This window comes from Delftia sp. S65 (genome assembly GCF_016516495.1).
Lineage (GTDB): Bacteria > Pseudomonadota > Gammaproteobacteria > Burkholderiales > Burkholderiaceae_C > Comamonas > Comamonas acidovorans.
This window is the reverse complement of the sequence record NZ_JACVUR010000005.1, coordinates 204,276-230,692: the sequence shown is the minus strand read 5'-3', so window position 1 is coordinate 230,692 and position 26,417 is coordinate 204,276. Positions and strand designations below refer to the sequence as shown.

Below are 26,417 nucleotides of genomic sequence, written 5' to 3'. Positions count from 1 at the left end.
ATTCAAAGCAGAACATGACTTCTTCCGCATCCAAAATCACCGTCGGCGCCGTTGTGGCCCAGTTCCTCGAACACTGCGGCGTGCAGGCCGCGTTCGGGGTGATCTCCATCCACAACATGCCCATCCTGGACGCGATGAATGCGCGCGGCCATGTCCGCTTCGTGATGGCGCGCGGCGAGGCCGGCGCCGGCAACATGGCCGATGCCTGCGCGCGTTCCACCTCCAGCCTGGGCGTGTGCATCACCAGCACCGGCCCGGCCGCCGGCAACATTGCGGGCAGCCTGGTGGAGGCCTATACGGCCGGCACGCCGCTGCTGCACATCACGGGCCAGATCGAGACGCAGTACCTGGACCAGAAGCTGTCGTACATCCACGAGGCGCCCGACCAGCTGACCATGCTGGGCGCCGTGTCCAAGGCGGCGTTCCGCGTGCGCAGCGCCGAGACCTGCCTGTCCACCCTGAAGGCCGCCGTGCAGGCCGCCATGACCGCGCCCACGGGCCCGGTGAGCGTGGAGATTCCCATCGACATCCAGCAGACCGTGATCGACATGCCGGCCGACCTGTCGCCGCTGCCGGTGGCCGTGCTGGCCCCCAGCGAGGCATCGCTGGATGCGCTGGCCGACACGCTGGCCAAGGCACGCCGCCCGCTGCTGTGGCTGGGTGGCGGCGCACGCCACGCAGTCGCTGCCGTGCAGCGCCTGAAGGCGCTGGGCTTCGGCATCGTCAGCACGGGCCAGGGCCGCGGCATCGTGGCCGAGGACGATCCGGCCTCGCTGGGCGCCTACAACATCCAAAAGCCCGTGGAGGCCTTCTACCAGCGCTGCGACGCCATGCTGGCCGTGGGCACGCGCCTGCGCAGCAATGAGACGCTGAAGTACGAACTGAAGCTGCCGCGCCCGCTGCTGCGCATCGATGTGGACGCCGCCCAGCAGGGCCGCTGCTACGCCGATGACGGCTTTGTCTGCGGCGACTCGGCCCTGGCGCTGACGGGCCTTGCCGACCGGCTGGAGGCGCGCGGCTACAAGGCCGACCCCGAGCTGCTGGCCGACCTGCGCCAGGTGCACGACGAGGCCGTGGCCACCATGCGCGACGGCCTGGGCCCGTACAGCGTGCTGGTGCAGGAGCTGCAAAAGGCCGTGGGCCGCAACTTCAACTGGGTGCGCGACGTGACCGTCTCCAACAGCACCTGGGGCAACCGCGAGCTGCGCTTTTTCGAGCCCAATGCGGGCGTGCACGCCACGGGCGGCGGCATCGGCATGGGCATGCCCATGGCCATCGGCGCGGCCGTGGGCGCGGCGGTCAGCGGCTCGGGCCGCAAGACGCTGGGCCTGGCGGGTGACGGCGGCTTCATCCTGAACCTGGGCGAGCTGGCCACGCTGGTGCAGGAAGAGTGCGACACCCTGATCGTGCTGATGAACGACCAGCGCTATGGCGTGATCCAGAACATCCAGGACGCCTCCTACGGCGGCCGCCGCTGCTATGTGGAACTGCACACGCCCGACTACGCGCAGCTGTGCGCCTCCATCCAGCTGCCCCATGCCCGCGTGCAAGACCTCAAGGAGCTGCCGGCGGTGCTGCAGTCGGCCTGGACGAAGAAGGGCCCCTTCCTGCTGGAGATCGACATGCGCGCCATCGGCAATTTCAAGGCCACGTTCTCGGGCCCGCCCGTGAACAAGCTGGACCAGATCCCGGCCACCACCACGGCATCCAAGGCCGCCTGAGGCGGCTGGATTCGAACGAACGAGAGAGGCTCACCATGTCGAACCTGGAACTGCTCCCCATCAATATCGCCGGCGAATGGCGCCTGGGCGGCGGTGGCGAATCCACCACGCTCTATCCCGCCACCGGCGAAGTGGTGGGCCGCCTGCGCGCGCCCAGCCTGGAGGATGTGGAGGAGGCCATCCAGAAGGCCGACCACGCCTTCCGCACCAGCGGCTGGGCCCAGAAAAAGCCCCATGAGCGCGCGGCCGTGCTGCACCGCGTGGCCCAGCTGATCCGTGAGCGCGCCGAGCCCCTGGCCCAGCTGCAGCGCCTGGACAACGGCAAGCCCATCAAGGAAACACGCATGCTGGTGGCCAGCGCCGCCGCCACCTTCCAGTTCTTTGCAGCGGCCTGCGAGACCATGGAAGAAACCATCACGCCCTCGCGCGGCGACTTCATGACCATGAGCGTGTACGAGCCCATGGGCGTGGTGGCGGCCATCACGCCGTGGAACTCGCCGATCGCCAGCGAGGCGCAAAAGCTGGCGCCCGCGCTGGCCGCCGGCAACGCCGTGGTCGTCAAGCCCGCCGAGGCCACGCCGCTGCTGGCGCTGGAGCTGGCCAGGATCTGCGAAGAGGCCGGCGTGCCCAAGGGCCTGGTCAGCGTGCTGCCGGGCCGTGGCTCGGTGATTGGCGACGCCATCACCAAGCACCCGCTGGTCAAGCGCGTGTCGTTCACGGGCGGCACGTCCACGGGCAAGCACATCGCCCACATCGCGGCCGACAAGATGATGCCGGTCTCGCTGGAGCTGGGCGGCAAGTCGGCCACCATGGTGCTGGCCGATGCCGACATCGACCATGCCGTCAACGGCGTGCTCTACGGCATCTTCAGCTCCTCGGGCGAGTCGTGCATTGCGGGCTCGCGCCTGTTCGTGGCGCGCAGCCTGCATGCCGAATTCATGCAGCGCCTGACGGCCAAGGCCGCCGCGCTGCAGGTGGGCGACCCGGCCGACGAGCGCACGCAGATGGGGCCGCTGATCACCGCCAAGCACCGCGAATCCATAGAGAGCTATGTGGCCCTGGGCCTGTCCGAAGGCGGCCGGCTGCTCACGGGCGGCCAGCGGCCCGAGGGCGCGCAGTTCGAGCGCGGCTACTACTACCGCCCGACCATCATCGACGGCGTGAAGAACGACTGGCAGATCTGCCAGCAGGAAATCTTCGGCCCCGTGCTCGTGGCCATGCCCTTCGACAACGAGGACGACCTGCTCGCCCAGGCCAACGACAGCGTCTACGCGCTGGCCGCCGGCATCTGGACGCGCGACTACAAGAGCGCCTGGCGCATTGGCCGCGCCGTGCAGGCCGGCACGGTCTGGATCAACACCTACAAGCAGTTCTCCATCTCCACGCCCTTCGGCGGCTGGCGCGACAGCGGCCTGGGCCGCGAGAAGGGACGGCTGGGCATACAGCAGTACATGGAGCAAAAGAGCATGTACTGGGGCTTGAACGAGAGCCCCATCGCTTGGGCAAATTGAAGGAGCACGACATGAGCGTACTGGGCATAGACGAAATCACCTACGGCGCGGACGACCTGGCCACCTGCCGCCGCTTCTTCCTGGACTGGGGCCTGGCGCTGGTGCAGGAAGCGGACGACCGGCTGGTGTTCGAGACCCTCAACGGCTGCCGCGTGATCGTGGCCGCCGTGGACCATCCCGATCTGCCGCCCGCCATCGAGGCCGGCCCCACGCTGCGCGAAGTGGTCTGGGGTGTGGAAAGCGAGGCCGATCTGGCGCTGTACGCCAGCCGCATTGCCGCGCTGCCAGGCTTCTCGCAGGGCCAGGGGCGCATAGGCTGCACCGACCCCAACGGCCTGTCCGTGCGCCTGCAGGTCACGCAAAAGCGTGATGTGGATGTGCAAGGCGCTGCCTACAACACCTGGAACCGCAAGGACCGCGTCAACCAGGCCAGCCCCGCCTACGAGCGCGCCCAGCCCATCGAGGTCGGCCATGTGGTGTTCTTCGTCAAGGATGTGCAGGCCTGCGAGCGCTTCTACGTGGACAACTTCGGCTTCGCAGCCTCGGACCGCTACCCCGAGCGCGGCGCCTTCCTGCGCTGCGCACCCGACGGCGGCCACCACGACATCTTCCTGCTGCAGCGCCCCGCCAAGGACGCGGGCCTGAACCACGTGGCCTTCACGGTGCGCGACATCCACGAGGTCTTCGGCGGCGGCATGCACATCTCGCGCTGCGGCTGGGACACCCAGCTGGGCCCGGGCCGCCATCCCGTGTCCTCGGCCTATTTCTGGTACTTCCGCAATCCGGCCGGTGCTCTGGTCGAGTACTACGCCGACGAGGACCAGCTCACCGCCGACTGGCAGCCGCGCGAGTTCGAGCCCGGTCCCACGGTGTTTGCCGAATGGGCCATCGATGGCGGCATCGACGGCAACACCCGGCGCCAAAAGGGCGTGGGTACCAGCGACGGGAAATTCATCACCGACAAGCGGCATTGAGACCGCGCCTGACGGCCTACCCCCACAACCCAACCACCCCACGGCCCCCACCATGAACAAGACACGTCGCCAGGTTTCTCTTGCCGCTGCATTCCTGGCTGCAGCCACGCTGTCCGGCACCGCGATGGCCCAGGCCTATCCGGCCAAGCCCATCACCATCATCGTGGCCTATCCGGCCGGTGGCGACACCGATGCCATGGCGCGCCTGTATGCCGAGAAGCTGTCCACGCGCCTGGGCCAGCCCGTGCTGGTGGACAACCGCCCCGGTGCCAGCGGCACCATCGGCAGCGTGCATGTGGCCAAGGCCGCGCCGGACGGCTACACCCTGCTGCTGGCGCCCAATACCTTCGCCATCGCGCAGTTCGTGCTCAAGACGGCCTCGGGCTCCAGCTACGACGTGCTGCATGGCTTCACGCCTATCGTGCAGACCAGCGTGCAGCCCATGTTCGTGGCCACCAACCAGGCCTCGGGCATCAAGGACATGAAGACCCTGATCGCCCAGGGCAAGCGCGACGGCCTGACCTACGCCAGCCCCGGCAGCGGCTCGCCCATGCACATCCTGGGCGAGATGTTCAACCGCGCCGCCGGCACGCGCATCGCCCACATCCCCTACAAGGGCGTGGCACCCGCCGTCAACGACCTGATCGGCGGCCATGTGCCCACGACCTTCATGACCTGGGGCCCGATTGCGCCCTACATCGGCGGCAAGGTCACCGCCCTGGCCGTGGCCGACAGCCAGCGCAGCGCGCTGGCCCCCAATGTGCCCACCCTGGCCGAGCTGGGCGTCAAGGACGTGGAAGTGTCCGCATGGCAGGGCCTGTTCGGCCCCAAGGGCATGTCGCCCGAGACCGTGAAGCTGCTGAACACGCACCTCAACGAGATCCTGAAGATGCCCGACGTGGTCTCCAAGATGGCCACCTTCGGCGCGCTGCCAGCAGGCGGCGAGCCCGCGAGGCTTGAGAAGACCAATGCAGCGGACTTCAACCGCTTCGGCAAGCTCATCAAAGACCTGGATATCAGGGCTGATTGAGCACCCCCCACACAAGACAGTTTTCGAAGGAGAGAACCATGGCCGCTGATCGCTATCTCGAGCCGCACCAGGCGCGCGAACGTGCCCCCACCCTGATGGAAGACCTGCTGGGCGATTCCATCGAACGCGCCTTCGGCGAAGGCGTGCAGACCCTGCCCGAACTGGTGGCCTATCTCAACCGCAGCGGCCCCGCCGGCGAGAACGGCCAGGCCTGGACCGAAGACAGCTTCCAGGCGCTGATGGCGCGGCTGGGCTATTGATACCGAGCAGGACTGGAGAGCCCCATGAACGTACAAACCATCACCATCGATCCGGTGGACGGCCTGCTCAACAAAGGCCTGAAGAACCTCTGGTACGCGGTCTGCCCCTCGGACTTCGTGAAGACCCAGCCCGTGTCGGTGCGACGCTTCGGCCGCAAGATCGCGCTGTGGCGCGATGCCGCCGGCCAGGTCCACGCGCTGGAAGACCATTGCCCGCACCGGGGCGCGCCGCTGTCGCAGGGCGTGATCCTGGGCGACCGCCTGGCCTGCCCCTACCACGGCGTGGAAGTGCGCGGCGACGGCACGGTGACCAAGGTCCCCGGCAGCCCCGGCTGCAAGCTCGAAGGCTCGCGCGCGGCGCTGGCCTTCCATGCGCGCGAGGCCCATGGCGCCATCTTTCTCTACAACAGCGACAAGGCCGTTGACGAGGCGCCCGAGTTCACGCTGCCCGAGGAGCTGACCTCGCCCGAGTACTCCAACTTCCTGTGCTATGCCGAGTGGCGCAGCGACTACCGCTATGCGCTGGACAACGTCATGGACCCCATGCACGGCACCTTCCTGCACAAGCAGTCGCACTCCATGGCCGAGGGCGACAGCAAGGCCACGTTCCAGGTGCGCGAGACCGATGACGGCTTCGTCTTCGAGAAGGTGGGCCAGCGCGACGTGAACTTCGACTGGACCGAGTGGGGCAGCACGGGCGTGCACTGGATGCGCCTGGAGATTCCGTACCCCAAGACCGGCGGCCCCGGCGGCAACTTCGCCATCGTGGCCTGCGTCACGCCCATCAGCGCCGACCTGTGCGCCGTGTTCTTCTGGCGCTGCCGCAAGGTGCAGGGCTGGATGCGCGACACCTGGCGCTTCCTGTACCGCAACCGCCTGGAGGCGCGCCACTGGGCCGTGCTGGAGCAGGACCGGATCATGATGGAGCAGATGGAGCTGGACGCCAACGAGCGCGAGAACCTCTACCAGCACGACATCGGCCTGGTGCGCCTGCGCCGCCACCTGCGCCGCCTGGCCCAGGAGCAGATCGACGAAGGCGCCGCATCATGAGCACCAACCTCCAGGCCTTCGTGCACACGCTGCGCTTCGAGGCCCAGGACACCATCAGCGTGGACCTGCGGCCCGTGGCGGGCGGGGAGCTTCCCGCCTTCACGCCGGGCTCGCACATCGATCTGCACCTGCCCAACGGCCTGGTGCGCAGCTACTCGCTGAGCAACCCCAGCGAGGAGCGCCACCGCTACGTGGTCGGCGTGCTGCGCGACCGCGCCAGCCGCGGCGGCTCGCGCTGCGTGCACGAGTCGCTGCGCGTGGGCATGCCCATCACCATCTCCGAGCCGCGCAACCATTTCGCGCTGGACGAAAGTGCCGCGCACACCGTGCTGGTGGCCGGCGGCATCGGCATCACGCCGCTGCTGTGCATGGCGCGCCGGCTCAAGGGCCAGGGCCGCTCGTTCGAGATGCTGTACTTCGCCCGCGAGCGCAAGGGCGCGGCCTTCCTGGAAGAGCTGCAGGCGCTGGGCATGCCGCTGCACCTGCACTTCGACAGCGAGGCCGGCGGTCCGCCCGACCTGCGCGCGCTGCTGGCCCAACGGCAGCCCGACGCGGGCACGCACCACTACGCCTGCGGCCCCACGCCCATGCTGGACGCCTTCGAGAAGTTCTGCGCCGAGCTGGGCCACGCCAACGCCCACGTCGAGCGCTTCACGCCTGTGGAGGTCAAGGCCGCCGACGACGCGCGCAGCAACTACACGGTGGAGCTCAAGCGCAGCGGCCGCTTCATCGAGATCACGCCCGAGAAGTCGCTGCTCGACACCCTGCTGGATGCCGGCATCCAGATGGACCACAGCTGCTGCGAAGGCGTCTGCGGCTCCTGCGAGACGCGCGTGCTCGAAGGCATTCCGGACCACCGCGACTCGGTGCTCAGCCCCAAGGAAAAGGCCAGCAACAAAGTGATGATGGTCTGCGTTTCCGGCTGCAAGAGCGAACGTTTAGTGCTCGATATCTGAGCAGGCAATCAGACCTGCGCGGCAACAACCCACCACCCCCAAGCCCCCCAAGCCACCACCCCAGAGGAGACAACCCCATGAAAACCATCCATACGCCCATGCTGGGCGTGGCGCTAGCCTGCCTGGCGTCCTTGCCCGGTGCCGCTTCGGCGCAGTCCAAGGTCGAGATCTTCGGCGTCGTCGATGTCGGCGTCACGCACCTGAACGGCTCCGGCCCGTCCAAGACCGGCCTGTCCACGGGCGGCGCCAACATCAGCCGCCTCGGCTTTCGCGGCACGGAAGAGCTGGGCGGCGGCCTGCGTGCGGGCTTCTGGCTGGAGGCAGGCATGGACGTGGACAGCGGCTCGGGCAAGGCCAGCGGTGGCGGCCTGAGCTTCAACCGCCGCTCCACCGTGAGCCTGTCGGGCGACTTCGGCGAAGTGCGCCTGGGCCGCGATGACTCGGCCACCTTCCTGAGCACGCTGATCTTCGACCCCTTCCTCACCAACGGCGTGGGCGGCACCATGGGCTTCACCATGCTGGGCATTCCCGGCACGGGCACGGCCACGGGCGGCGCGCCCATCCAGATCAGCAACGCGGTCAGCTACTTCCTGCCGCAGAACCTGGGCGGCTTCTACGGCCAGGTGCAGGTGGCCATGGGCGAGCAGGCGCGCAGCGCACCCAACAAGAACCAGGGCGACTACCGCGGCCTGCGCTTTGGCTACCGCCAGGGCCCCTTCAACGGCGCGCTGGCCACGGGCAAGTTCTATGGCGACAGCGATGCGACCAACCTCACGGCCAGCAACGTGGGCCTGAGCTGGGACTTCGGCGTGGCCAAGCCCATGCTGCTGTGGGCCAGCGAAAAGCGCGGCGCCCTCAAGGTCACCGCCCTGCAGCTGGGCGTGACCGCGCCCGTGGGCATGGGCGAGTTCAAGGCCTCCTACGGCCACTACAACACCGACGGCAGCAATGCCGACTGGAACAAGATCAGCGTGGGCTACGGGCACAACCTGTCCAAGCGCACCCAGGTCTACGGCACGGTGGCCTTCCTCAAGAACAAGGACGGCGCGGCCAAGTCCATCGGCGTGCAGGGCCTGTCGGCCCCGGGCACCACGCTGGGCGGCCGCTCCTCCGGCTTCGAGGTGGGCGTGCGCCACTTCTTCTGATACAGCCCATCGGGCGATAGAGACTTGCCATGAAAGATATGCGTGCGGCCCGCTGGTGGGGGGTGATCAGCCTCTTCATCATCGTCGCCATCTCCTATGTGGACCGGATCAACCTTTCGATCCTCATCCTCGACCAGGGATTTCTGGACCACATCGGGCTGACGCACGACGACCGCACGCGCCAGGGCCTGCTGGCCACGGCCTTCATGGTGGGCTACGGCGTTTCTTCCTTCGTGTTGACGCCGTTTTGCGCGGCGCTCTTCGGCGTGCGCCGAAGCCTGGTGGTCGGCCTGCTGCTGTGGGGCGCCGTGTCCTTTCTGTCCCCGGCCATGAACAGCTATGGCCTGCTGCTGGCCTCGCGCATCCTGCTGGGCATCTCCGAAGGACCGCTGTACTCGCTGGCGGGCAGCTACATCAAGGCGCATTTCCAGAGCCACGAGAACGGCTTGCCCAACTCCTTCGTGAACATGGGCACGGGCCTGGGGCTGGCGGTGGGCTATCCGCTGATCGGCTACCTGGTGGCCGGCCATGACTGGCAGACCTCGTTCCACGTGCTGGGCCTGATCAATGTGGCCATCGGCATTCCGCTGGTGCTGGCCTTCATCCGCATGCCCCGCGTGGACACCGGCATGCCGCGCCCGCGCTCGCTGGGCGAGGCGGTGGGCCAGGTCGGCCAGATCGTGCGCGGCGCCATGCACACGCGCTATCTGGTGCTGGTGGCCGTGCTGTCGGCGGCCTTCTTCTCCTACCTCTGGGGCAGCAGCAACTGGCTGCCGGCCTATCTGGAGTCGCGCGGCTTTTCGCTGCGCGAGATGGGCTGGCTGGCCTCGCTGCCCCAATACGCCACGGTGCTGGCCGTGCTGGTCGGCGGCATCATCATCGACCGCCTGCCGCGCCGCCAGGTGCCCCTGATCTTCGTCGGCGGCAGCCTGGGCCTGGCGCTGGCCATCTGGCTGGCCATCCACATGGAAGACCGCTACGCGGCGGCCTACTGCCTGATCGCCGCCAACTTCTGCTGGGGCCTGATGAGCCCGGCCATCCCCAGCACCGTGCAGTACTGCGCGCGGCCCGAGCATGTGGCCAGCGCCTACGGCGTCGTCAACGGCACGGCGACCCTGGTGGCGGGCTTCATGCCTGCGCTCATGGGGGCCGTCATCGGCTGGACCTCGCATTCGGCCGGTGGCGGGTTCGTCGCAGGCTTCAGCCTGCTGGTGGGCACGCAGCTGGTGGTCATGGTCTGCGGCCTGGTGCTGTGGCTGCGCGAGCGCGGCCAGGGTACCGACAGTGCCAGCGATGCCCGGGACACGTCCGCGCGCACGGCCTGACCTGCACTACAGCGCGCCCGCTGCGGCGCACTGCTCCAGAAACGTCACCAGAGCCTGCACGCGCGCCGTGCGGCCCTTGCGCGTGGGCACCAGCAGGGTGACCGGCGCGCTGCCGAAATGCCAGTCGGGCAGCACGCGCACCAGCCGGCCCTCGGCAACGGCCTGCTCCATGTCCCATTGCGAACGCAGCACCAGGCCCAGGCCCTGCTCGGCCCAGTGGCGGGCCACGCCGCCATCGTTGGTGACGTAGGACGGCGTCACGCGCAGGGTCTGGCCGTCCGCGGCGCGCCGGCTGGCGGCGGGGCGCAGGTGCCACAGCGTCACGTCTTCCTCGTTCTCGCGGATGCAGATGCAGGCGTGCTGCAGCAATTCGCGCGGCGTGGCGGGCGTGCCGTGGCGGCGCAGGTAGTCGGGGCTGGCGCACAGCCAGCGGTCATTGGCGGCCAGTTCGCGCGCCACCCAGGAGGAGTCGCGCACCGCGCCGATGTGGACCACGGCGTCGGCATCGTGGCGGTCGGGGAAAGGCGTTTCGCGCAGGTCCAGCTGCAGTTTCAGTTGCGGGTGCTGGCGCGTGAAGGGCACCAGGGCCGGGGCCAGCCGGCTGCGCCCGTAGCCAAAGGGCGCGGCAATGCGCAGCGTGCCGCCCAGCTGGCGGGCATCGCCGTGCAGCGAGTCGCGCAGCTCCTCGATCTGGCCCAGCAGCCGCCCGGCCTCGCGGGCGAAGCGCTCGCCCTCGGGCGTCAGCGCCAGGCGCCGCGCGCTGCGGTTGGCCAGGGACAGGCCCAGTTCGGCCTCCAGCCGGCGCAGCCGCATGGACAGGGCGGGCGGCGTCACATCGAGCGCACGGGCTGCGGCGCTGAGCGAGCTTTCGCGCAGCAGGGCGGCGGCAAGCTGCAGGTCTTCGATGGCAATCATTCAATTTGCCTTAACGATTGATGACGGCGGATTTAACCACGGGCACAGGTTCCATCCGTACAGTTCCAGGCTATGAACACCCCAGCCCCACTGACGGAACCGACCGCCGCCGCCTGGCCCCGTGCCGTGCTTTTTGACCTGCTGACCGCCTTGCTCGACTCCTGGACGGTATGGAACAGCGCTGCCGGCAGCGAAGCCGCCGGGCGCGACTGGCGCGCCGAGTACCTGCGCCTGACCTATGGCTGCGGCGCCTACCAGCCCTATGAAGACCTGGTGCGCGACGCGGCCCGCAACCGGGGCCTGCCCGCCTCGGCCGCCGACCGGCTGGAGGCGCAATGGGACCAGCTGCAGCCCTGGGATGGCGCGCGCGAGCTGCTGGCCGCCCTGCGCCCGCACTGCCGCCTGGCCGTGGTGACCAATTGCTCCGAGCGCCTGGGTCAACGTGCCGCTGCGCTGCTGGGCGTGGATTGGGACGTGGTGGTGACCTCGCAAGCAGCAGGCTTCTACAAGCCCGACCCCCGGCCCTACCAGCTGGCGCTGGACCGGCTGGGGCTGCCTGCGGACCAGGCCGCCTTCGTGGCCGGATCGGGCTATGACCTGTTCGGCACCTCGGCCGTGGGCCTGCGCACCTTCTGGCACAACCGCGTGGGCCTGTCTCGGCCTGCGGGCGCGCCTGCTGCCGAGGGGGAAGCCGCCACGCTGGCCCCCGCCTTGCCCTGGCTGCGCGGCTTTGCCGCAGGCCGCTGACTGTGCCAAGTTTTTTTCAGGAGCCGCCATGCAAGACACCCTTTTGACGCTGGACACGCCCGCTGCCGTGATCGACCTCGACCGCATGCAGCGCAACATCGCCCGCATGCAGCAGCGCATGGACGCGCAGGGCGTGCGCCTGCGCCCCCATGTGAAGACCAGCAAGAGCGTGCCCGTGGCCGCCGCGCAGCGTGCGGCCGGGGCCTCGGGCATCACGGTCTCCACCTTGAAGGAGGCCGAGCAGTTCTTTGCGGCAGGCACCACCGACATCCTGTATGCCGTGAGCATGGCGCCGCACCGCCTGCCGCAGGCCCTGCAACTGCGCCGGCGCGGCTGCGACCTCAAGCTCATCGTGGACAGCGTGGCGGCGGCCCAGGCCATTGCCGCGTTCGGCCGCGAGCAGGGCGAGGCCTTCGAGGTGTGGATAGAGATCGATACCGACGGCCACCGCTCCGGCGTGGGCGCAGACGATACGCCGCTGCTGCTGGCCATTGGTCGCACGCTGCACGATGGCGGCATGCGCCTGGGCGGCGTGCTCACGCATGCGGGCTCCAGCTACGAGCTGGACACGCCCGAGGCGCTGCAGGCCCTGGCCGAGCGCGAGCGAGCCGGCTGCGTGCAGGCTGCCGAGGCCCTGCGCGCGGCCGGCCTGCCGTGCCCCGTGGTCAGCGTGGGCTCCACGCCCACGGCGCTGGCGGCCAGCCGGCTGGACGGCGTGACCGAGGTGCGCGCAGGCGTCTACGTGTTCTTCGACCTGGTGATGCGCAACATCGGCGTGTGCGAGGCCGAGGACGTGGCGCTGTCGGTGCTCGCCACCGTGATCGGCCACCAGGCCGACAAGGGCTGGGCCATCGTGGATGCGGGCTGGATGGCCATGAGCCGCGACCGCGGAACGGCCCGGCAGAAACAGGATTTCGGCTACGGCCAGGTCTGCGACCTGCAGGGGCGGGTGATGCCGGGCTTCGTGCTCACGGGCGCCAACCAGGAGCACGGCATCCTGGCCCGGGCCGATGGCGCGGCGGAGGCCGACATCGCCACGCGCTTTCCCCTGGGCACGCGGCTGCGCATCCTGCCCAACCATGCCTGCGCCACGGGCGCGCAGTTCCCGGCCTACCAGGCGCTGGCGGCAGATGGCTCGGTGCAAACCTGGGAGCGGCTCCATGGCTGGTGAAAACGGGATCGATCTGCGCCATGCATCGCCGAACCTGCCTGCGCCGGGCGGCCACTACAGCCACACGGCCACGGGCCAGGGGCTGGTCTTCGTGTCAGGGCAGCTGCCCATACGGCCCGACGGCACGCGCCTGGTGGATGCCGGTTTCGAGGACCAGGCCCGGCAGGCGCTGGCCAACCTGGCAGCGGCGCTGGAGCTGGCCGGCAGCGGCGTGCCGCGGCTGCTGCAGGTGCGCGTGTACCTGGACGACATGGCGCACTGGCCGGCCTTTGACCGCATTTACGCGGACTGGGCCGGCGCGCACCGGCCCGCGCGCGCCGTGGTGCCCGCGGGGGCGCTGCATTTCGGATTGAAGGTGGAGATCGAGGCCGTGGCGCTGGCCTGAGAAGGCGTTCCGGCCCGAGGGGGGCCGGCTGCCGCTACTTCAGCCAGCCGCGCTTGCGGAAGTAGAGCATGGGCCCCACGGCGCTGAGCACCATGAGCCCGATGACGTAGACGTAGCCGAACTCCCATTCCAGCTCGGGCATGAACTTGAAGTTCATGCCGTAGACGCTGGCGATCAGCGTGGGCGGCAGCAGGGCCACGCTGGCCACCGAGAAGATCTTGATGATCTTGTTCTGGTTGATGTTGATGAAGCCGACCGTGGCATCCATCAGGAAGTTGATCTTGTCGAAGAGGAAGGCCGTGTGGCTGTCCAGCGATTCGATGTCGCGCAGGATCTGGCGCGCTTCCTCGAACTGCTCGGCATTGAGCATCTTGGAACGCATCATGAAGCTGACGGCGCGGCGCGTGTCCATGACGTTGCGGCGGATGCGGCCGTTCAAGTCTTCCTGGCGCGCGATGGCGCCCAGCACCTCGCGGGCCACGTCGTCGGTCACGTCGCCGGACAGCACCATCTGGCTGGCTTTTTCGAGGTCGTCGTAGATGCGCTCCAGCGTGTCGGCCGAGTATTCGGCGTCGGCGTCGAAGAGCTTGAGCAGCACGTCCTTGGCCTCGTCGATCAGGCCCGGCGCGCGGCGTGCGCGCATGCGCAGCAGGCGAAAGACCGGCACGTCCTCGTCGTGGATGGAGAAAAGCACGCCGCAGCTGCGCAGGTTCTTGTTGTGCTCGTTGACGATGAAGGCCACGCGCACCGAACGCGGGTCCTCGTCATCGTCGATCAGGAAGTCGCTGCGGATGTGCAGCTCGCCGTTGTCTTCCTCGTAGAAGCGGGCGGATTCCTCGATGTCGTCGTCCATCGCATCCTCGGGGATGGACAGCTCGTAGTGCTGCTTGATCCAGCGCTTTTCCTCGACCGTGGGCGACTCCAGGTCCACCCAGATCGGCTTGAAGCGGGACAGCTCCTCCAGCGACTCGATCTCTTCTTGAACCAGGCGGCCATTGGCCAGCGTAAAGATGTTGAGCATAGGCTCACTCCAGGTGTTCTTCTCAGGCGTGCGGGGTATCGGAGGTGCTTTCAACCCCACAGGCCAACCGGGAGTTGAAAGCTACCAACTGGGGTAGGTTTCCACGGAGCTTTCTCCAAGATGCAAAGCGTTGGATTATGCAGCGTTGCGCTGCAGCATGCGGGCCGGCTGCGCTATTCGGAAGCGGCTCCAGGGGGCATCTGGCGGCCTGTCACAAAAGCCTGCGCATGGCACAGGTCGGCCCAGGCGCCCGCCTTGGCCTGGGGCGCGCGCAGCAGGTAGTTGGGGTCGTAGCTGACCACGGCCGGCACGCCCGCAATGCGGTGCGGCTCGGCACGCAGGCGGCCCAGCGCCTCCTGGCGCTGCAGCACGGCGCGCGCCGTGGCCAGGCCCAGCACCAGCACGCAGGCCGGGCGCAGATCGCGCAGCAGCGCCTCCAGCGATGGCTGCAGCGCCGGGACCTCGGGCGCCTCCTGTCCTTCGGCCGCAGGCTGCACGCGGTGCAGGGCGGCGCTGTACAGGCGCGGATGGTCCTGCAGGTTCAGCGCGCGCAGCATGTTGTCCAGCAGCCGGGCCGCGTCGCCTTCCAGCGCGGTGCGCGCGCAGTCGGGGCCGGGACGCTGGGCGGGTGGCAGGGGCAGCGAGTTGGCGGGCGGCTCCAGCAGGATCAGCCAGCCGCCTTCGCCGCCATCACCGGCAGGCGGCGTTGCCGCATACACGGGCCGCACGGGGCCCAGGCGCCAGCCCAGGCCCGGGGCGCCGGCCACGGGCTGCTGCACGTAGCGGCGCGGCGGGCGTTCGCGTTCGGGAATGACGGGTGCGGGAGGCGGCGGCGCCTGGACAGGCACCTGAACGCGTGCGGGCGTTGGCGCGGCGACAGGCGCCGGTGCAGCAGGCGTCGGGGGGGGCGCCTCCTGCACGGGCGGCGGCACGGGGCGGGCCACCGGCGGATCTGCCAGGGGCGCCGCTGCAGGCGCATCGGCGGGCGCAGCCAGGGCCTCGGACAGCACGGCGGGTGCGGTCTCGGGCTCGGGCAGCCAGACGGTGATGCCCATGGCGTGCAGCATGGCCCGCTGGCGGGTGTCTAGATTCAGGGCCATAGCTTGAGGCTCATGAGCACGGCATGCTCGCGCGGGCCGTCGTGCATGGGGTAGTAGTTCTTGCGCAGGCCCACCTCCTGGTAGCCATGCGCGGCGTAGATGCTGCGTGCGCGGACATTGCTCTCGCGCACTTCCAGCCAGATCCATTGGGCCTTGCGCTGGCGCGCCCACAGGGCCAGCGCGTCCAGCAGGATGCGGGCCCAGCCCTGGCGCTGGCGCGACGGGGCCACGGTGATGTTGAGCAGGTGGACCTCGTCGAGCACGATCATGGCGACGAAGTAGCCCACCAGTTCGCCCCGGGCATCGACCAGCAGCTGCGCTTCATTGCCGGCCGCCATGGCATCGATGAAGTTGCCACGGGACCAGGGATGCGAGTAGGCCTGCTGCTCCACGGGCAGCAGCATGTCGAGCGACAGCACGTTCAGCGGCTCGAAGCGCACGCTGTCCCGCTCCGGCGCCGGAGCGTCGGTCAGGGGCGGCTGCGGCCGCGAGGGCTGTGGCGTGTGCGTGCTCATGGTGCGGGTGGGTTGGCCTCTGGAGTGGGCGTGGCCAGGGCCAGCGCGGCGGCCGCCTTGGCAGCCTCCCGCTCGGCCGTGGTCTGCGCGACTTTATCGCGGATGTAGCGCGGCAGGGCCTGGTCGGCCGGCAAGGCGCGGTCGGCCGCCAGCAGGGCCGGGGCCAGGCGCAGCATGGCGGCGGCGGTGGGCAGGGCGGCCAGGTGGCTGGCCTGGGGTGCCAGGCGCTCGCCGTAGGCGGCCAGGGCGTTGCCGGCCACCACGGTGCCGGGCGGCAGTTGCAGGGCCTCGGGCGCGCACAGGCCGAAGTCGCCGCTTTGCTCGCCAATGTCGTTCCAGCGGCCGCCGCTCCAGTGGTAGGCGGCGTGATAGACCTCGTTCATGCGCGCATCGATCACGGCGATGAGGTCGGTGCAGCCGTATTGCATGCGGGCCTGCTCGGCCACGGCCAGCAGGCTGTCCATGGGCAGCACGGGCACGCGGGCGGCAAAGGCCAGCCCCTGGGCCACGGAGCAGGCCGTACGCAGGCCCGTGAACGAGCCCGGACCCCGGCCGAAGACGATGGCCTGCAGCTCGGCGAATTCCAGGCCGGCCTGGGCCATCAGCGCCAGGATGGCGGGGATCAGCTCGGTCGAGGTCTGCTGGCCGCCGGGGCCGCTGTGCTCCCAGACGGCATCGCCGCGCTGCACGGCGATGGAGAGGGTGTCGGTACTGGTGTCTAGGGCAAGAAGATTCATGGCTTGGGGCAGGCGGCGGTGCCGCAGCAAGTGCAGGATTATCGGTGCCCCGCCCGTCCCGCGCCCGGCACGGCTGCAATGACCGGCGTAGACTTGCCGGCCATGTTGCATCTTTCGCCGTCTTCTTCCCTTATTTCCTCGATTTCCTCCGCCTTCTCACTCGGAACGCCGCGTTCACGCCGGGGCCTGGCGGCCGCGCTGCTGGCGGCGTCTGTCCTGCCCGGCGTGGCAAGCGCCCAGGCAGATGCGCCCACCTCGCCGGCCTCGCTGTCCACCAAGACTGCACGCGAAAGCCGGCTGCCCCCGGCCGTGGAGGCGGCGCTTGCGCGCGCCAAGCTGCCGCGCGACGCGGTCTCGGCCCTGGTGGTCGAGGTCGATGACCGGGCCGCCCCGCGCCTGGACTGGCAAAGCCATGTGGCCATGAACCCCGCCTCGGTCATGAAGCTGGTCACGACCTATGCGGCGCTGGACCAGCTGGGTCCTGCGCATGTCTGGCGCACGCCCGTGTTCCTGGGCGGGCCGGTGCAGGACGGCGTGCTGCGCGGGCCGCTGTACATCCAGGGGCAGGGCGATCCCAAGCTCGTGATGGAGCGGCTGTGGCTGATGCTGCGCCGCCTGCAGGGCATGGGCATCAAGGTCATCGTGGGCGACATCGTGCTGGACCGCAGCGCGTTTTCCGTGAGCGGCCATGACGCGGCCACCTTCGACAACGAACCCTGGCGCCCCTACAACGTGGCGCCCGACGCGCTGCTGGTCAACTACAAGGCCGTGACCGTGGGCTTCACGCCCGACACGGCGGCGGGCGTGGCGCGGCTGCAATACGATCCGCCGCTGGCCGGCATCCAGCAGCAGGAGACCGTGCCGCTGGCGCCGGCCGGCAGCGAATGCGGCGACTGGCGCGCCCGGCTGCAGCTGGACATGGCCGACCCGCTGCGCATCGCCTTTGCCGGCCCGTTCCCGGCCAGTTGCGGCGACAAGAGCTGGTCGCTGGCGCCGGCCCAGCCCGAGGCCTTCGCGGCCCGCGCCATTGAGGGCATGTGGCGCGAGCTGGGCGGCAAGCTCACCGGCACCGTGCACGACGGCCGCGTGCCGGCCGGGCTGCAGCCAGCGTTCCAGAGCGAATCGCCTTCGCTGGCCGAGGTGGTGCGCGACATCAACAAGTACAGCAACAACGTCATGGCCCAGCAGGTGTTCCTGACCATGGGCATGCAGCGCACGGGCGTGGCCAGCTTCGAGTCCTCGCGCCAGGCCCTGGGCCAGTGGTGGCAGGCGCGCTGGGGCGCGGCCGAGCAGCCCGTGGCTGACAACGGCGCCGGCCTTAGCCGCGAGGCGCGCATCACCGCCTCCGGCCTGGGCCGCATGCTGCAGCAGGCCTGGGCCTCGCCGGTGATGCCGGAGTTCGTGGCCTCCATGCCCATCGTCGGCGTGGATGGCACGCTGCGCCGCAGCCTCAGCCGGGCCCAGGGCATGGCGCATCTGAAGACCGGCACGCTGCGCGATGCCTCGGCCCTGGCCGGCTATGTGGACGGGGCCAGCGGCCGCCGCTACGTGCTGGTGGCCATGGCCAACCACACCAACGCCCCGGCCGCGCGCGCGGCCTGGGATGCGCTGGTGGACTGGACGGCGCGCGACCGCTGATCGGGCGCCTTCGCGTCTTGTGCAGGGCCTGCTTTCGCAGGCCCTTTTTCATTGTTTTCCCAGCAAGGGCGTTGTCCTACCCACGGGCGATGCGGCGGTCCTTATCGTCTGTTCGCCCGCGTGCGAATTGCCTTGTCGGCGTGCGATTTCTATCCGTAGTTGCCCGGTGTCGCCAATGCGCAAGTGTCGTTACGATGGCTTTAGCAAAAAAGCACGGTCGTGCTATTCATAACACTTCACGGAGATTCCATCTTGGCAAATCGTTATCGAATCCTCGCGGCCGCTCTGGCCACGGCCGGCCTGCTGGTCGCTTGCGGCGGCGGCAGCGGCGCTGACACCACTCCCCGCGCCAAGATCACTTCCGTCAAGGTGATGGGCGACAGCCTCTCCGACAGCGGCACCTTCGGCTACAAGTTCACCGTGCAGAACGCCACGCTGACGGGCGCCGGCTCCAACCAGGTCTGGGCCGAGCGCGTGGCGGGTCTCTACAACATCTCCCTGTGCCCGCGTTTCAACGGCACGGCCTTCACGCCCAACACCTCGTGCAACAACTACGCCGTGGGCGGCGGCCGCATCAACTACACCAGCGCGCCCACGGCGCCTATCTCCATCACGCAGCAGATCCTGCTGGCGGGTGCGGCGGGCTTCACGGCCGATGACCTGGCGGTGATCGACGGTGGCGCCAATGACGCGGCCGATGTGATCGGCGCCTTCCTGGCCGCCTCCAGGGACCAGGGCGCCAACTTCAAGGCGCTGCTGTCCACCAAGATCGACGCGGCCACGCTGGGCGCGCTGCTGCAGCAGGGCCAGACCGGCATGGCCCAGGCCGGTGGCCTGTACATGCAGAACCTGGCCAAGGGCTTTGTCTCCAGCATCCAGACCAATGTGCTGGGCAAGGGCGCCACGCGCGTGGCCATCCTCAACGTGCCCGCCATCACGCTGACGCCGCGCTTCCAGCTGGTGCTGCAGTCCGTGGCCCAGCAGCAGGGCTCGGCCGCCGCCGCGCAGCTGGAGACCGTGTTCGACGGCTGGGTCAAGGCCTTCAACCAGCAGGTCGCGGCCGGTTTCACGGGGGAGAACCGCGTGGCCATCATCGATTTCTACAGCGAGTTCCGCCAGCAGATGGCTGACCCCGCCCAGTACGCCTACACCAACGTGAAAAAGGCGGCCTGCCCTGCCACCGGCGTGGGCGCCGACGGCCTGCCCACCTACAGCTTCCCGACCTGCACCGAGGCCGCGCTGTCCGCCTCCATTCCCGTGGGCGAGACCAGCGCCAACTGGTGGAAGAGCTATGCCTTTGCCGACAGCTTCCACCCCACGCCCTATGGCCACCAGCAGATGAGCCAGCTGGCCTCCCGCACCCTGGCCCGCGCCGGCTGGCTGTGATCGCAGACACGCAGCACGAGGAGACACATCCATGAAGACATTCCTGCGCATCACCGCCGCCGTGGCCATGGCCACGGCCTGCATGGCCGCCACCGCCCAGTCCGCCGGAACCTGGAGCGTGCGCCTGGGCGCCACGCGCATCGATCCCCAGACCAGCAGCGGCTGGCTGAGCACGCCCAGCTTCCCCGACACCCGCGTGGACGTGAAGGCCAACAGCCAGCTCACGGGCGGCGTGACCTACATGGTCACCAACAACTGGGCCATCGACGTGCCCATGGGCCTGCCGTTCAAGCACGACTTCGTGGGCGATGGCGCCATCTCCGGCACGGGCAAGCTCGGCCGCACCAAGGTGTTGCCCGCCACCGTGTTCGCGCAGTACCGCTTCGGCGAGGCCAACTCCGCCTTCCGCCCCTACCTGGGCCTGGGCGTGACTTATGCCAAGTTCTTCGGCGAGCGCACCACGGCCTCCCTCAACGGCCTGACCGGCGGCACGCTGGCCAACCCCACCACGGCCTCGGTGGACAGCAAGTGGGGCCTGACGCCGCAGATCGGCTTCGTCTACAACTTCAACGAGCGCTGGTTCCTGGACGTGGCCTACTACAAGAGCTTCCTGAAGACCACGGCACACCTGTCCTCGGGCCAGAGCGTGTCGCTCAAGCTGAACCCGAACGTCTACGCCATCGGCATCGGATACCGCTTCTGACAGGTCGCAGTCCCCAAAGAAAAACCAGCCCGCGGGCTGGTTTTTTCATGGAGCGGGCCTGCGACTACTTGGCCGTGGGCATCACGAATTCCGCGCCCTTGGGCGTGCTCTCGGGCCAGCGCTGCATGATGCTCTTTTGGCGGGTGTAGAAGCGCACGCCTTCCTCGCCGTAGGCATGCATGTCGCCGAACAGGCTGCGCTTCCAGCCGCCAAAGCCGTGCCAGGCCATGGGCACGGGAATCGGCACGTTGATGCCGACCATGCCGACCTCGATGCGGCGGCCGAACTCGCGCGCCACATTGCCGTCGCGTGTGAAGCAGGCCACGCCGTTGCCGAACTCATGGTCGTTGACCAGCTGCACGGCCTCGGCGAAGTCCTTGGCGCGCACCACGGCCAGCACGGGGCCGAAGATCTCTTCCTTGTAGATGCGCATGTCGGGCGTGACGTGGTCGAACAGCGTGCCGCCCAGCCAGAAGCCGCCCGAGGTGTCGGTGCCCGTGGCGGCGCCGGCCGCCTTGCCGTCGAAGCCCCGGCCATCGACCAGCAGCTGCGCGCCTTCCTTGATACCCAGATCGATGTAGCCGCTGATGCGCTCGTGCGCGGCGCGCGTCACGATGGGGCCCATTTCCGCAGCCAGGTCCTCGCCGTCCAGCACCTTCAGCGCCTTGGTGCGCTCGATCAGGCGCGGCAGCAGCTGGTCGGCCACATCGCCCACCAGCACGGCCACGCTGATGGCCATGCAGCGCTCGCCGGCCGAGCCGTAGCCGGCGCCGATCAGTGCGTCCACGGCCTGTTCGATATCGGCGTCAGGCATGACCACCATATGGTTCTTGGCGCCGCCCAGGGCCTGCACGCGCTTGCCGTGGCGCGCGCCCGTCTCATAGATGTAGTTGGCAATGGGCGTGGAGCCCACGAAGCTCACGGCCTTCACCTGGGGATGCTCGATCAGCGCATCCACGGCTTCCTTGTCGCCCTGGACCACGTTGAACACGCCGTCGGGCAGGCCGGCCTGCTTGAGCAGGTCGGCGATCAGCAGCGAGGGCGTGGGATCGATGGGGCTGGGCTTGAGCACGAAGGTGTTGCCCGCCGCAATGGCCACCGGGAACATCCACATCGGCACCATCACGGGGAAGTTGAACGGCGTCACGCCCGCCACCACGCCCAGCGGCTGGCGCAGCGTCCAGTTGTCGATGCCGGTGGAGACCTGGTCGGTGAAATCGCCCTTGAGCAGCTGCGGGATGCCGCAGGCGAACTCCACGATGTCGATGCCGCGGCTGACCTCGCCCTGCGCATCGGTGAAGACCTTGCCGTGCTCGGCCGTGATGGCGTGGGCCAGTTCGTCCTTGTGCTGGTTGAGCAGCTCGAGGAAGCGGAACATCACGCGCGCCCGGCGCAGCGGCGGCGTGTCGGCCCACTTGGGGAAGGCCGCCTGGGCGGCCGCCACGGCGGCATCGACATCGGCGCGCGAGGCCAGGGCCACGCGGCCCGTGACCTGGCCGGTGGCCGGGTTGGTCACGTCCTGCTCGCGGCCGCTGGCACCTGCCGTGCGCTGGCCGTTGACGTAATGGACGATGGAAGCGAAGGAGGTGTTTGCGGTGTTCATGCCGGCCAGTCTAGGAGTGCGCCTTCGGCCTGCCTAGGCGCTGCGCTTGAATTGATTGTTCATTTTGCTGAACAATCCCTGCATGGCAAATGAAAAACCCGATGCCAAGGCCGAGGCCTTGTGGAGCCACCTGCACTGGCTGGTCGTGCTGGAGCAGCAAGGCAGCTTCACCTCGGCCGCCGCGCGCCTGGGCGTGAGCAAGGCGGCCATGAGCCAGCGCGTGGCCGAGCTGGAGCGCGCGGCCGGCGTGGCCCTGGTCACACGCACCACACGCAGCGTACGCCTGACCGAAGCGGGCCAGCGCCTGGTGGACGAGACGCGCGGCGCCTTCGAGCACATCGCCGACAGCTTTGCGGGCGTGCGCGACCTGGCGGCCGAGCCGCGCGGCCTGCTGCGCGTGACCGCGCCCGTGGCCTTCTCGCGCCAGCAGCTCATGCCCCGGTTGCCGGCCTTCCTGCGCGCCCATCCGCAGATCCGGCTGGAGCTGGACCTGTCTGACCACCTGCGCTCGCTGGCGATGGAGGGCTTCGACATCGCCGTGCGCCATGCCTCCACCCCGCCCGAAACCCATGTGGCCTGGGCGCTGGCGCCCACGCGCTCGCTGCTGGTGGCCAGCACGGACTACCTGGCCGCGCACGGCACCCCGGCCGCCCCGCAAGACCTGGCCGCGCACCAGTGCCTGCACTACCCGCGCACCCAGGGCGCCATGGCCTGGAGCTTCGTGCCCGCCGATGCCGGTGCGGACGCCGGTGCAGACGCCAGTGCAGACGCAGCACGCACCGTCGTGCCCGTGGCCGGCGGCTTTGCCGCCAACAACAGCGAAATGCTGCGCGACGCCGCCATGGCAGGCCTGGGCATCGCCCTGGTGCCTGACTTCAGCGCCCAGTCGGGCCTGGCCTCCGGCCATCTGCGCGAGGTCCTGCCCGGCTGGCGGCCCGTCGATGCCTTCGGCGAACACCTGTTCGCGATACGCCCCTACGCCAGCCACGTGCCGCGCGCGGTGGCGGTGTTCGTGGAGTTCCTGCGGGCGTCGTTTGCGGCGGGGTTCATCCGCTGAGGGCGAGCCCTCAGGCCTTGATCCCCAGCTTGTCCACCAATTGCTTGAACACCGCGTTGTCGCGGTCGATCACGGCCTTGAATTCGGGCTGGTCCAGGTAGCCCTCGCCCATGTTCTGCTTGGCCATGGTTTCGCGCAGGACGGGGTCCTTGAGGGTCAGGGCCATGGCCTTGCGCAGGGTCTGGACTACGGCGTCGGGCGTGTTGCGGGGCACGGCCAGGCCGCGCCAGCCGCCGATGAGCAGGTCGATGCCGCGCTCCTTGAGCGTGGGCACGGCTTCCCAGCCGGCCTGTATGCGCTGCTCGGCCATGATGGCCAGCGGGCGGATCTTGCCGGCCGCCACATAGGTGGCCACCTCCACGGGCGTGACGGCCACGGCCTCGATGTGGCCGCCCAGCAGGTCGAGCACGGCAGGGTTGGCGCCGCGGTAGGGCGCGTGGTTGAACTTCACGCCCGCCTTGTCCTGCAGCGCGGCGGCGGCCAGGTGGCCCAGCGAGCCCGGGCCGGCATTGCCGATGCGCACGGCGGCCTCGTCCTTGCGCGCGGCAGCGATCAGTTCCTCGATGCTGCGATAGGGCGAGTCGGCACGCACGGCGATGGTGGCGGGGTCGGCATTCAGGCGGGCCACGGGCAGCAGGGCGTCGGAGCTGATCTTGGTCAGCCCCATGTGCGGGATCATGGTCAGCTCGACGGTGATGATGCCGATCTTGTAGCCGTCCGGCCGGGCATTGGCCAGTTCGGTCCAGCCCACGGCGCCGCTGGCGCCCGCGCGGTTGAGCACGATCAGGTCCTGCGGCAGGTGCTTGCGCGCCACCTCGGCCAGCGCGCGTGCCAGCACGTCGGTGCCGCCGCCAGCGGCAAAGGGCACGATGAGTTCAATGGGGCGCTGGGGCCAGGCGCCGGCCGGTGCCTGCGCCATGGCGGGCAGGGCCGGCGTTGCGGCCAGGGCGGCCAGCGAGTGGATGAATTGGCGGCGGGATGCGAGGGTCATGGAGTCAGCGCAGCGGCTCAGAGGGTATCGAAGTACCTCGTGACGCGCGGCGGTTCCTTGCCCTTGTGATAGGCCAGCTTGCGGTCGCGCAGGGCCACGTCGGCGGCGGTGACGCGGTCGAAGCGGCGCAGGTGCTCGGTCCAGGATTCGTCGATGATCTGCTCCACGTAGCGCTCCGGGTGGCTCATGCTGTGCAGCAGGCTCCAGCCCAGCGCGCCCTGGCGCATGCGGCTGCGGCGGCTTTCCTGCATGAGGGCGCGGAAGGCCTCGGCCTGGGTGGGGTCGATCTGGTACTCGATGGTGACGACCACGCGGCCGGCTTCGGGGATGTTGACCTCGGGGCGCTGGAAGGCCTTGGAGGGACTCAAATCCTCCTCGATCTGGCGGTCGCGCACCAGGCGCTGGACCAGCAGCATGCAGACCACGCCGCTGGCGGCGGCCACCATGAGGCTGCCCCGCACGCCCACCATGCTGGCCACCTGTCCCCAGAGCGCGGCGCCTGTCGCCGTACCGCCCATGATGGACATCTGGTAGATGGACATGCCGCGCGCCCGCACCCAGTTGGGCAAGGCCATCTGGGCCGAGACGCCCAGCACGTTGGCGGTGGAGATCAGCGCCATGCCGGCCAGCATCATGGCCGGCACGGCCATGTAGACATTGGGCGACAGGGCCACGGCCAGCGTGGCCAGCGCATGCACGGCAGAGCCCGCCCGGATCAGACTTTCCTTGGACATGGCCTGGCGCAGGCGCGGCAGGAACATGGCGCCCACGATGGCGCCCGCACCCATGGAGGCGAGCAGCAGCGTGAAGGTCTCGGCGCCGCCCCCGCCCTCGGTGGGGCCGTGCAGGCGCTGGGCCACCAGGGGCAGCAAGGCCATCACGGCCGTGCACTGCAGGAAGAAGCACACCGTGCGCGCCAGCACCGCATGCATGCGGGGCGACTCGCGCACGAACTGCAGGCCCACGCGCATGGCCGAGGGCAGGCGCTCGCGGCCCAGCGGGTTGGCCACATGGCGGCGCTTCCAGCGGATCAGCACGATGCCCGAGAGGATGGACAGCACGGCGTTCAGCACGAACACCCATGCGCTGCCCAGGCTGGCGATGATGGCGCCGGCCACCAGCGGGCCGATGATGCGCGATGCATTCATGGCCACCGCGTTCAGCGCCATGGCCGAAGGCAGGTGGTGCTTGGGCACGAGTTCGGGGATCAGCGCCGAGAACACGGGCCAGCGCATGGCCAGGCCGATGCCGTTGGCAAAGGTCAGCACCAGCAGCCAGTGCGCCGTCATCTGGCCGGACAGCACGAACAGGCACAGCACCAGGGCCACGGCCGCCACCCAGAACTGGGTGACGATGAAGTAGCGGCGCCGGTCCAGGATGTCGGCCAGCGCGCCGCTGGGCAGGCCCAGCAGGAAGACGGGCAGCGTGGAGGCCGATTGCACCAGGGCCACGAGCACGGGCGAGGTGGTCAGCGAGGTCATGAGCCAGGCCGCCGCCACATCGTTCATCCACATGCAGGTATTGGCCGCCATCCAGATCAGCCAGAGCATGCGGAAGGTGGGGCCCGACAGCGGCGCCCAGACGCCCTGCTGGGCCTGGGCCGCCTTCTGGCCTTCGGCCTCGGCAGCCGCCTTGTCGGCGGCCGTCATGCCTGACGGGTCTTCGATCAGGGTGCCCGGCGCCCCCATGCCCGAAGGCTCGGCCGGAGGCTGGGTGGAAGGCTCGGATTCAGAGGCAGGCGGCTGGGCGGGGACTGGTGTTGTTTGTTCTGCGGCCATGTGCCCCTGATTCTCGGCCCAAACGCGGGGGTGGCGCCAGAAATGGTTGTTGCACTAAGAACCACGATCACCGCCTTGCGCGGCAGGCGTTTTTTGCTCCTTTTGCAGGAGCACACTGTCGCTTCGGCGCGACCTTCACAGGCCAGTCCGCCGGCCTGCGGCTACTGGTCCGGCAGGCCCTTGCCCGCCATGGGCCCCAGCTGGGACAGGGGCAGCGCATGGCTGGACTTGATCTCGCCCAGCGAGAAACTGGTCTGCATGTCCTTCACATTGGGCAGGTTCAGCAGCGTGTTGCGCGCGAACTGCGCAAAGCTGTCCAGGTCGCGCGCCACCACCTGCAGCTCGAAGGTGCCGGTGCCGCTGATGTAGTGGCAGGTCACGACCTCGGGCAGCTTGCGGATGGCGTCCTCCATCTCCAGCGTCAGCGTGCCGGCCGTGCGCACGGCATCGAGCCGCACGAAGGCCAGCACGCCCAGGCCGATCTTGTGGCGGTCGATGTCGGCGTGGTATCCGCGGATGAAGCCCGCCTCCTCCAGCGCCCGCACACGGCGCCAGCAGGGCGCGGCCGACAGGCCCACGCGCTGGGCCAGCTCGGCATTGGTCAGGCGCGCATCGGCCTGCAGGTGGCCGAGGATGGCAATGTCGAATTTGTCCAAAGTTTGCACAAAACACCGTTTTCAAGAAAGATTCTTGCCAAG

The 26,417-nt window shown here is 69.1% G+C and carries 25 protein-coding genes; 16 read left to right on the top strand and 9 right to left on the bottom strand.

Going from position 1 to position 26,417, the window contains the following annotated elements; translation table 11 throughout:
- Positions 1 to 14: 14 nt before the first annotated feature.
- From IAE24_RS07335 to IAE24_RS07295, 9 genes are all read left to right on the top strand, one after another.
- The gene (locus IAE24_RS07335) at positions 15 to 1,721 is read left to right on the top strand and encodes a thiamine pyrophosphate-binding protein (RefSeq protein WP_012202891.1); all 1,707 of its coding nucleotides are present in this window, start codon (positions 15 to 17) and stop codon (positions 1,719 to 1,721) included.
- Positions 1,722 to 1,756: 35 nt separating this feature from the next.
- Positions 1,757 to 3,232, top strand: coding sequence for an aldehyde dehydrogenase (locus IAE24_RS07330; RefSeq protein ID WP_034389880.1), 1,476 nt, complete (start codon positions 1,757 to 1,759; stop codon positions 3,230 to 3,232).
- 11 nt (positions 3,233 to 3,243) lie between these two features.
- Positions 3,244 to 4,206, top strand: coding sequence for a VOC family protein (locus IAE24_RS07325; RefSeq protein WP_192367398.1), 963 nt, complete (start codon positions 3,244 to 3,246; stop codon positions 4,204 to 4,206).
- Between the two features lie 52 nt (positions 4,207 to 4,258).
- Complete coding sequence (locus IAE24_RS07320) at positions 4,259 to 5,236, top strand: Bug family tripartite tricarboxylate transporter substrate binding protein (protein ID WP_013804505.1); 978 nt, start codon at positions 4,259 to 4,261, stop codon at positions 5,234 to 5,236.
- A gap of 38 nt (positions 5,237 to 5,274) precedes the next feature.
- Positions 5,275 to 5,496 carry a recombinase-like helix-turn-helix domain-containing protein gene (locus tag IAE24_RS07315; protein ID WP_012202895.1) on the top strand — a complete coding sequence of 74 codons (222 nt, stop codon included), beginning with the start codon at positions 5,275 to 5,277 and terminating at the stop codon, positions 5,494 to 5,496.
- Positions 5,497 to 5,520: 24 nt separating this feature from the next.
- The gene (locus IAE24_RS07310) at positions 5,521 to 6,546 is read left to right on the top strand and encodes an aromatic ring-hydroxylating oxygenase subunit alpha (RefSeq protein WP_199962243.1); all 1,026 of its coding nucleotides are present in this window, start codon (positions 5,521 to 5,523) and stop codon (positions 6,544 to 6,546) included.
- On the top strand, positions 6,543 to 7,502 hold the full coding sequence (locus tag IAE24_RS07305; RefSeq protein WP_012202897.1) for a PDR/VanB family oxidoreductase: 960 nt from the start codon (positions 6,543 to 6,545) through the stop codon (positions 7,500 to 7,502). Before IAE24_RS07310 ends, IAE24_RS07305 begins: the two co-directional genes overlap by 4 nt.
- A 77-nt stretch (positions 7,503 to 7,579) precedes the next feature.
- A complete protein-coding gene (locus IAE24_RS07300) occupies positions 7,580 to 8,647 on the top strand; it encodes a porin (RefSeq protein WP_013804504.1) in 1,068 nt (355 codons plus the stop codon).
- A gap of 29 nt (positions 8,648 to 8,676) precedes the next feature.
- On the top strand, positions 8,677 to 9,972 hold the full coding sequence (locus IAE24_RS07295) for an MFS transporter (RefSeq protein ID WP_199962380.1): 1,296 nt from the start codon (positions 8,677 to 8,679) through the stop codon (positions 9,970 to 9,972).
- A 6-nt stretch (positions 9,973 to 9,978) separates the two neighbouring features.
- Here the strand turns inward: IAE24_RS07295 and IAE24_RS07290 are convergent, their stop codons facing one another.
- Positions 9,979 to 10,887 carry a LysR family transcriptional regulator gene (locus IAE24_RS07290; protein WP_199962379.1) on the bottom strand — a complete coding sequence of 303 codons (909 nt, stop codon included), beginning with the start codon at positions 10,885 to 10,887 and terminating at the stop codon, positions 9,979 to 9,981.
- Positions 10,888 to 10,959: 72 nt separating this feature from the next.
- On the opposite strand from IAE24_RS07290, the gene IAE24_RS07285 reads away from it, so the two are divergent.
- The 3 genes from IAE24_RS07285 to IAE24_RS07275 are packed head-to-tail and all read left to right on the top strand — an operon-like array spanning position 10,960 to position 13,190.
- Complete coding sequence (locus tag IAE24_RS07285) at positions 10,960 to 11,634, top strand: HAD family hydrolase (RefSeq protein WP_199962378.1); 675 nt, start codon at positions 10,960 to 10,962, stop codon at positions 11,632 to 11,634.
- Between the two features lie 28 nt (positions 11,635 to 11,662).
- A complete protein-coding gene (locus IAE24_RS07280) occupies positions 11,663 to 12,805 on the top strand; it encodes a DSD1 family PLP-dependent enzyme (RefSeq protein ID WP_199962377.1) in 1,143 nt (380 codons plus the stop codon).
- The gene (locus IAE24_RS07275) at positions 12,795 to 13,190 is read left to right on the top strand and encodes a RidA family protein (RefSeq protein ID WP_199962376.1); all 396 of its coding nucleotides are present in this window, start codon (positions 12,795 to 12,797) and stop codon (positions 13,188 to 13,190) included. Before IAE24_RS07280 ends, IAE24_RS07275 begins: the two co-directional genes overlap by 11 nt.
- 34 nt (positions 13,191 to 13,224) lie before the next feature.
- Here the strand turns inward: IAE24_RS07275 and corA are convergent, their stop codons facing one another.
- The 4 genes from corA to tsaB form a co-directional block, all read right to left on the bottom strand.
- On the bottom strand, positions 13,225 to 14,211 hold the full coding sequence (gene corA / locus IAE24_RS07270; protein ID WP_013804498.1) for a magnesium/cobalt transporter CorA: 987 nt from the start codon (positions 14,209 to 14,211) through the stop codon (positions 13,225 to 13,227).
- Positions 14,212 to 14,384: 173 nt separating this feature from the next.
- Positions 14,385 to 15,311 (bottom strand): uracil-DNA glycosylase family protein, encoded by a 927-nt coding sequence (locus IAE24_RS07265; protein WP_199962375.1) that lies wholly within the window; start codon positions 15,309 to 15,311, stop codon positions 14,385 to 14,387.
- The gene (rimI, locus tag IAE24_RS07260; RefSeq protein ID WP_013804496.1) at positions 15,302 to 15,826 is read right to left on the bottom strand and encodes a ribosomal protein S18-alanine N-acetyltransferase; all 525 of its coding nucleotides are present in this window, start codon (positions 15,824 to 15,826) and stop codon (positions 15,302 to 15,304) included. The genes IAE24_RS07265 and rimI overlap by 10 nt, the downstream gene beginning before the upstream one ends.
- Positions 15,823 to 16,563 carry a tRNA (adenosine(37)-N6)-threonylcarbamoyltransferase complex dimerization subunit type 1 TsaB gene (tsaB, locus tag IAE24_RS07255; protein WP_199962374.1) on the bottom strand — a complete coding sequence of 247 codons (741 nt, stop codon included), beginning with the start codon at positions 16,561 to 16,563 and terminating at the stop codon, positions 15,823 to 15,825. Before tsaB ends, rimI begins: the two co-directional genes overlap by 4 nt.
- 102 nt (positions 16,564 to 16,665) lie before the next feature.
- On the opposite strand from tsaB, the gene dacB reads away from it, so the two are divergent.
- The 3 genes from dacB (at position 16,666) to IAE24_RS07240 (ending at position 20,290) form a co-directional block, all read left to right on the top strand.
- The gene (gene dacB / locus IAE24_RS07250) at positions 16,666 to 18,201 is read left to right on the top strand and encodes a D-alanyl-D-alanine carboxypeptidase/D-alanyl-D-alanine endopeptidase (RefSeq protein WP_233626416.1); all 1,536 of its coding nucleotides are present in this window, start codon (positions 16,666 to 16,668) and stop codon (positions 18,199 to 18,201) included.
- 252 nt (positions 18,202 to 18,453) lie between these two features.
- Positions 18,454 to 19,587, top strand: a complete 1,134-nt coding sequence (locus IAE24_RS07245) for an SGNH/GDSL hydrolase family protein (protein WP_192367391.1) — start codon at positions 18,454 to 18,456, stop codon at positions 19,585 to 19,587.
- A gap of 31 nt (positions 19,588 to 19,618) precedes the next feature.
- A complete protein-coding gene (locus tag IAE24_RS07240; RefSeq protein ID WP_013804492.1) occupies positions 19,619 to 20,290 on the top strand; it encodes an OmpW/AlkL family protein in 672 nt (223 codons plus the stop codon).
- Positions 20,291 to 20,354: 64 nt separating this feature from the next.
- Here IAE24_RS07240 and IAE24_RS07235 read toward each other — a convergent pair whose 3' ends face one another.
- On the bottom strand, positions 20,355 to 21,893 hold the full coding sequence (locus IAE24_RS07235) for a CoA-acylating methylmalonate-semialdehyde dehydrogenase (RefSeq protein ID WP_199962372.1): 1,539 nt from the start codon (positions 21,891 to 21,893) through the stop codon (positions 20,355 to 20,357).
- A gap of 82 nt (positions 21,894 to 21,975) precedes the next feature.
- On the opposite strand from IAE24_RS07235, the gene IAE24_RS07230 reads away from it, so the two are divergent.
- The gene (locus IAE24_RS07230; protein ID WP_199962371.1) at positions 21,976 to 22,950 is read left to right on the top strand and encodes a LysR family transcriptional regulator; all 975 of its coding nucleotides are present in this window, start codon (positions 21,976 to 21,978) and stop codon (positions 22,948 to 22,950) included.
- Positions 22,951 to 22,960: 10 nt separating this feature from the next.
- On the opposite strand, the gene IAE24_RS07225 is transcribed toward IAE24_RS07230, so the two are convergent.
- From IAE24_RS07225 to IAE24_RS07215, 3 genes are all read right to left on the bottom strand, one after another.
- Complete coding sequence (locus IAE24_RS07225) at positions 22,961 to 23,941, bottom strand: tripartite tricarboxylate transporter substrate binding protein (RefSeq protein WP_043822529.1); 981 nt, start codon at positions 23,939 to 23,941, stop codon at positions 22,961 to 22,963.
- Between the two features lie 17 nt (positions 23,942 to 23,958).
- Positions 23,959 to 25,719: an MFS transporter gene (locus tag IAE24_RS07220; RefSeq protein WP_199962370.1), complete on the bottom strand. Its 1,761-nt coding sequence runs from the start codon at positions 25,717 to 25,719 to the stop codon at positions 23,959 to 23,961.
- A 161-nt stretch (positions 25,720 to 25,880) separates the two neighbouring features.
- Complete coding sequence (locus tag IAE24_RS07215; protein WP_012202773.1) at positions 25,881 to 26,384, bottom strand: Lrp/AsnC family transcriptional regulator; 504 nt, start codon at positions 26,382 to 26,384, stop codon at positions 25,881 to 25,883.
- Between the last annotated feature and the right edge of the window lie 33 nt (positions 26,385 to 26,417).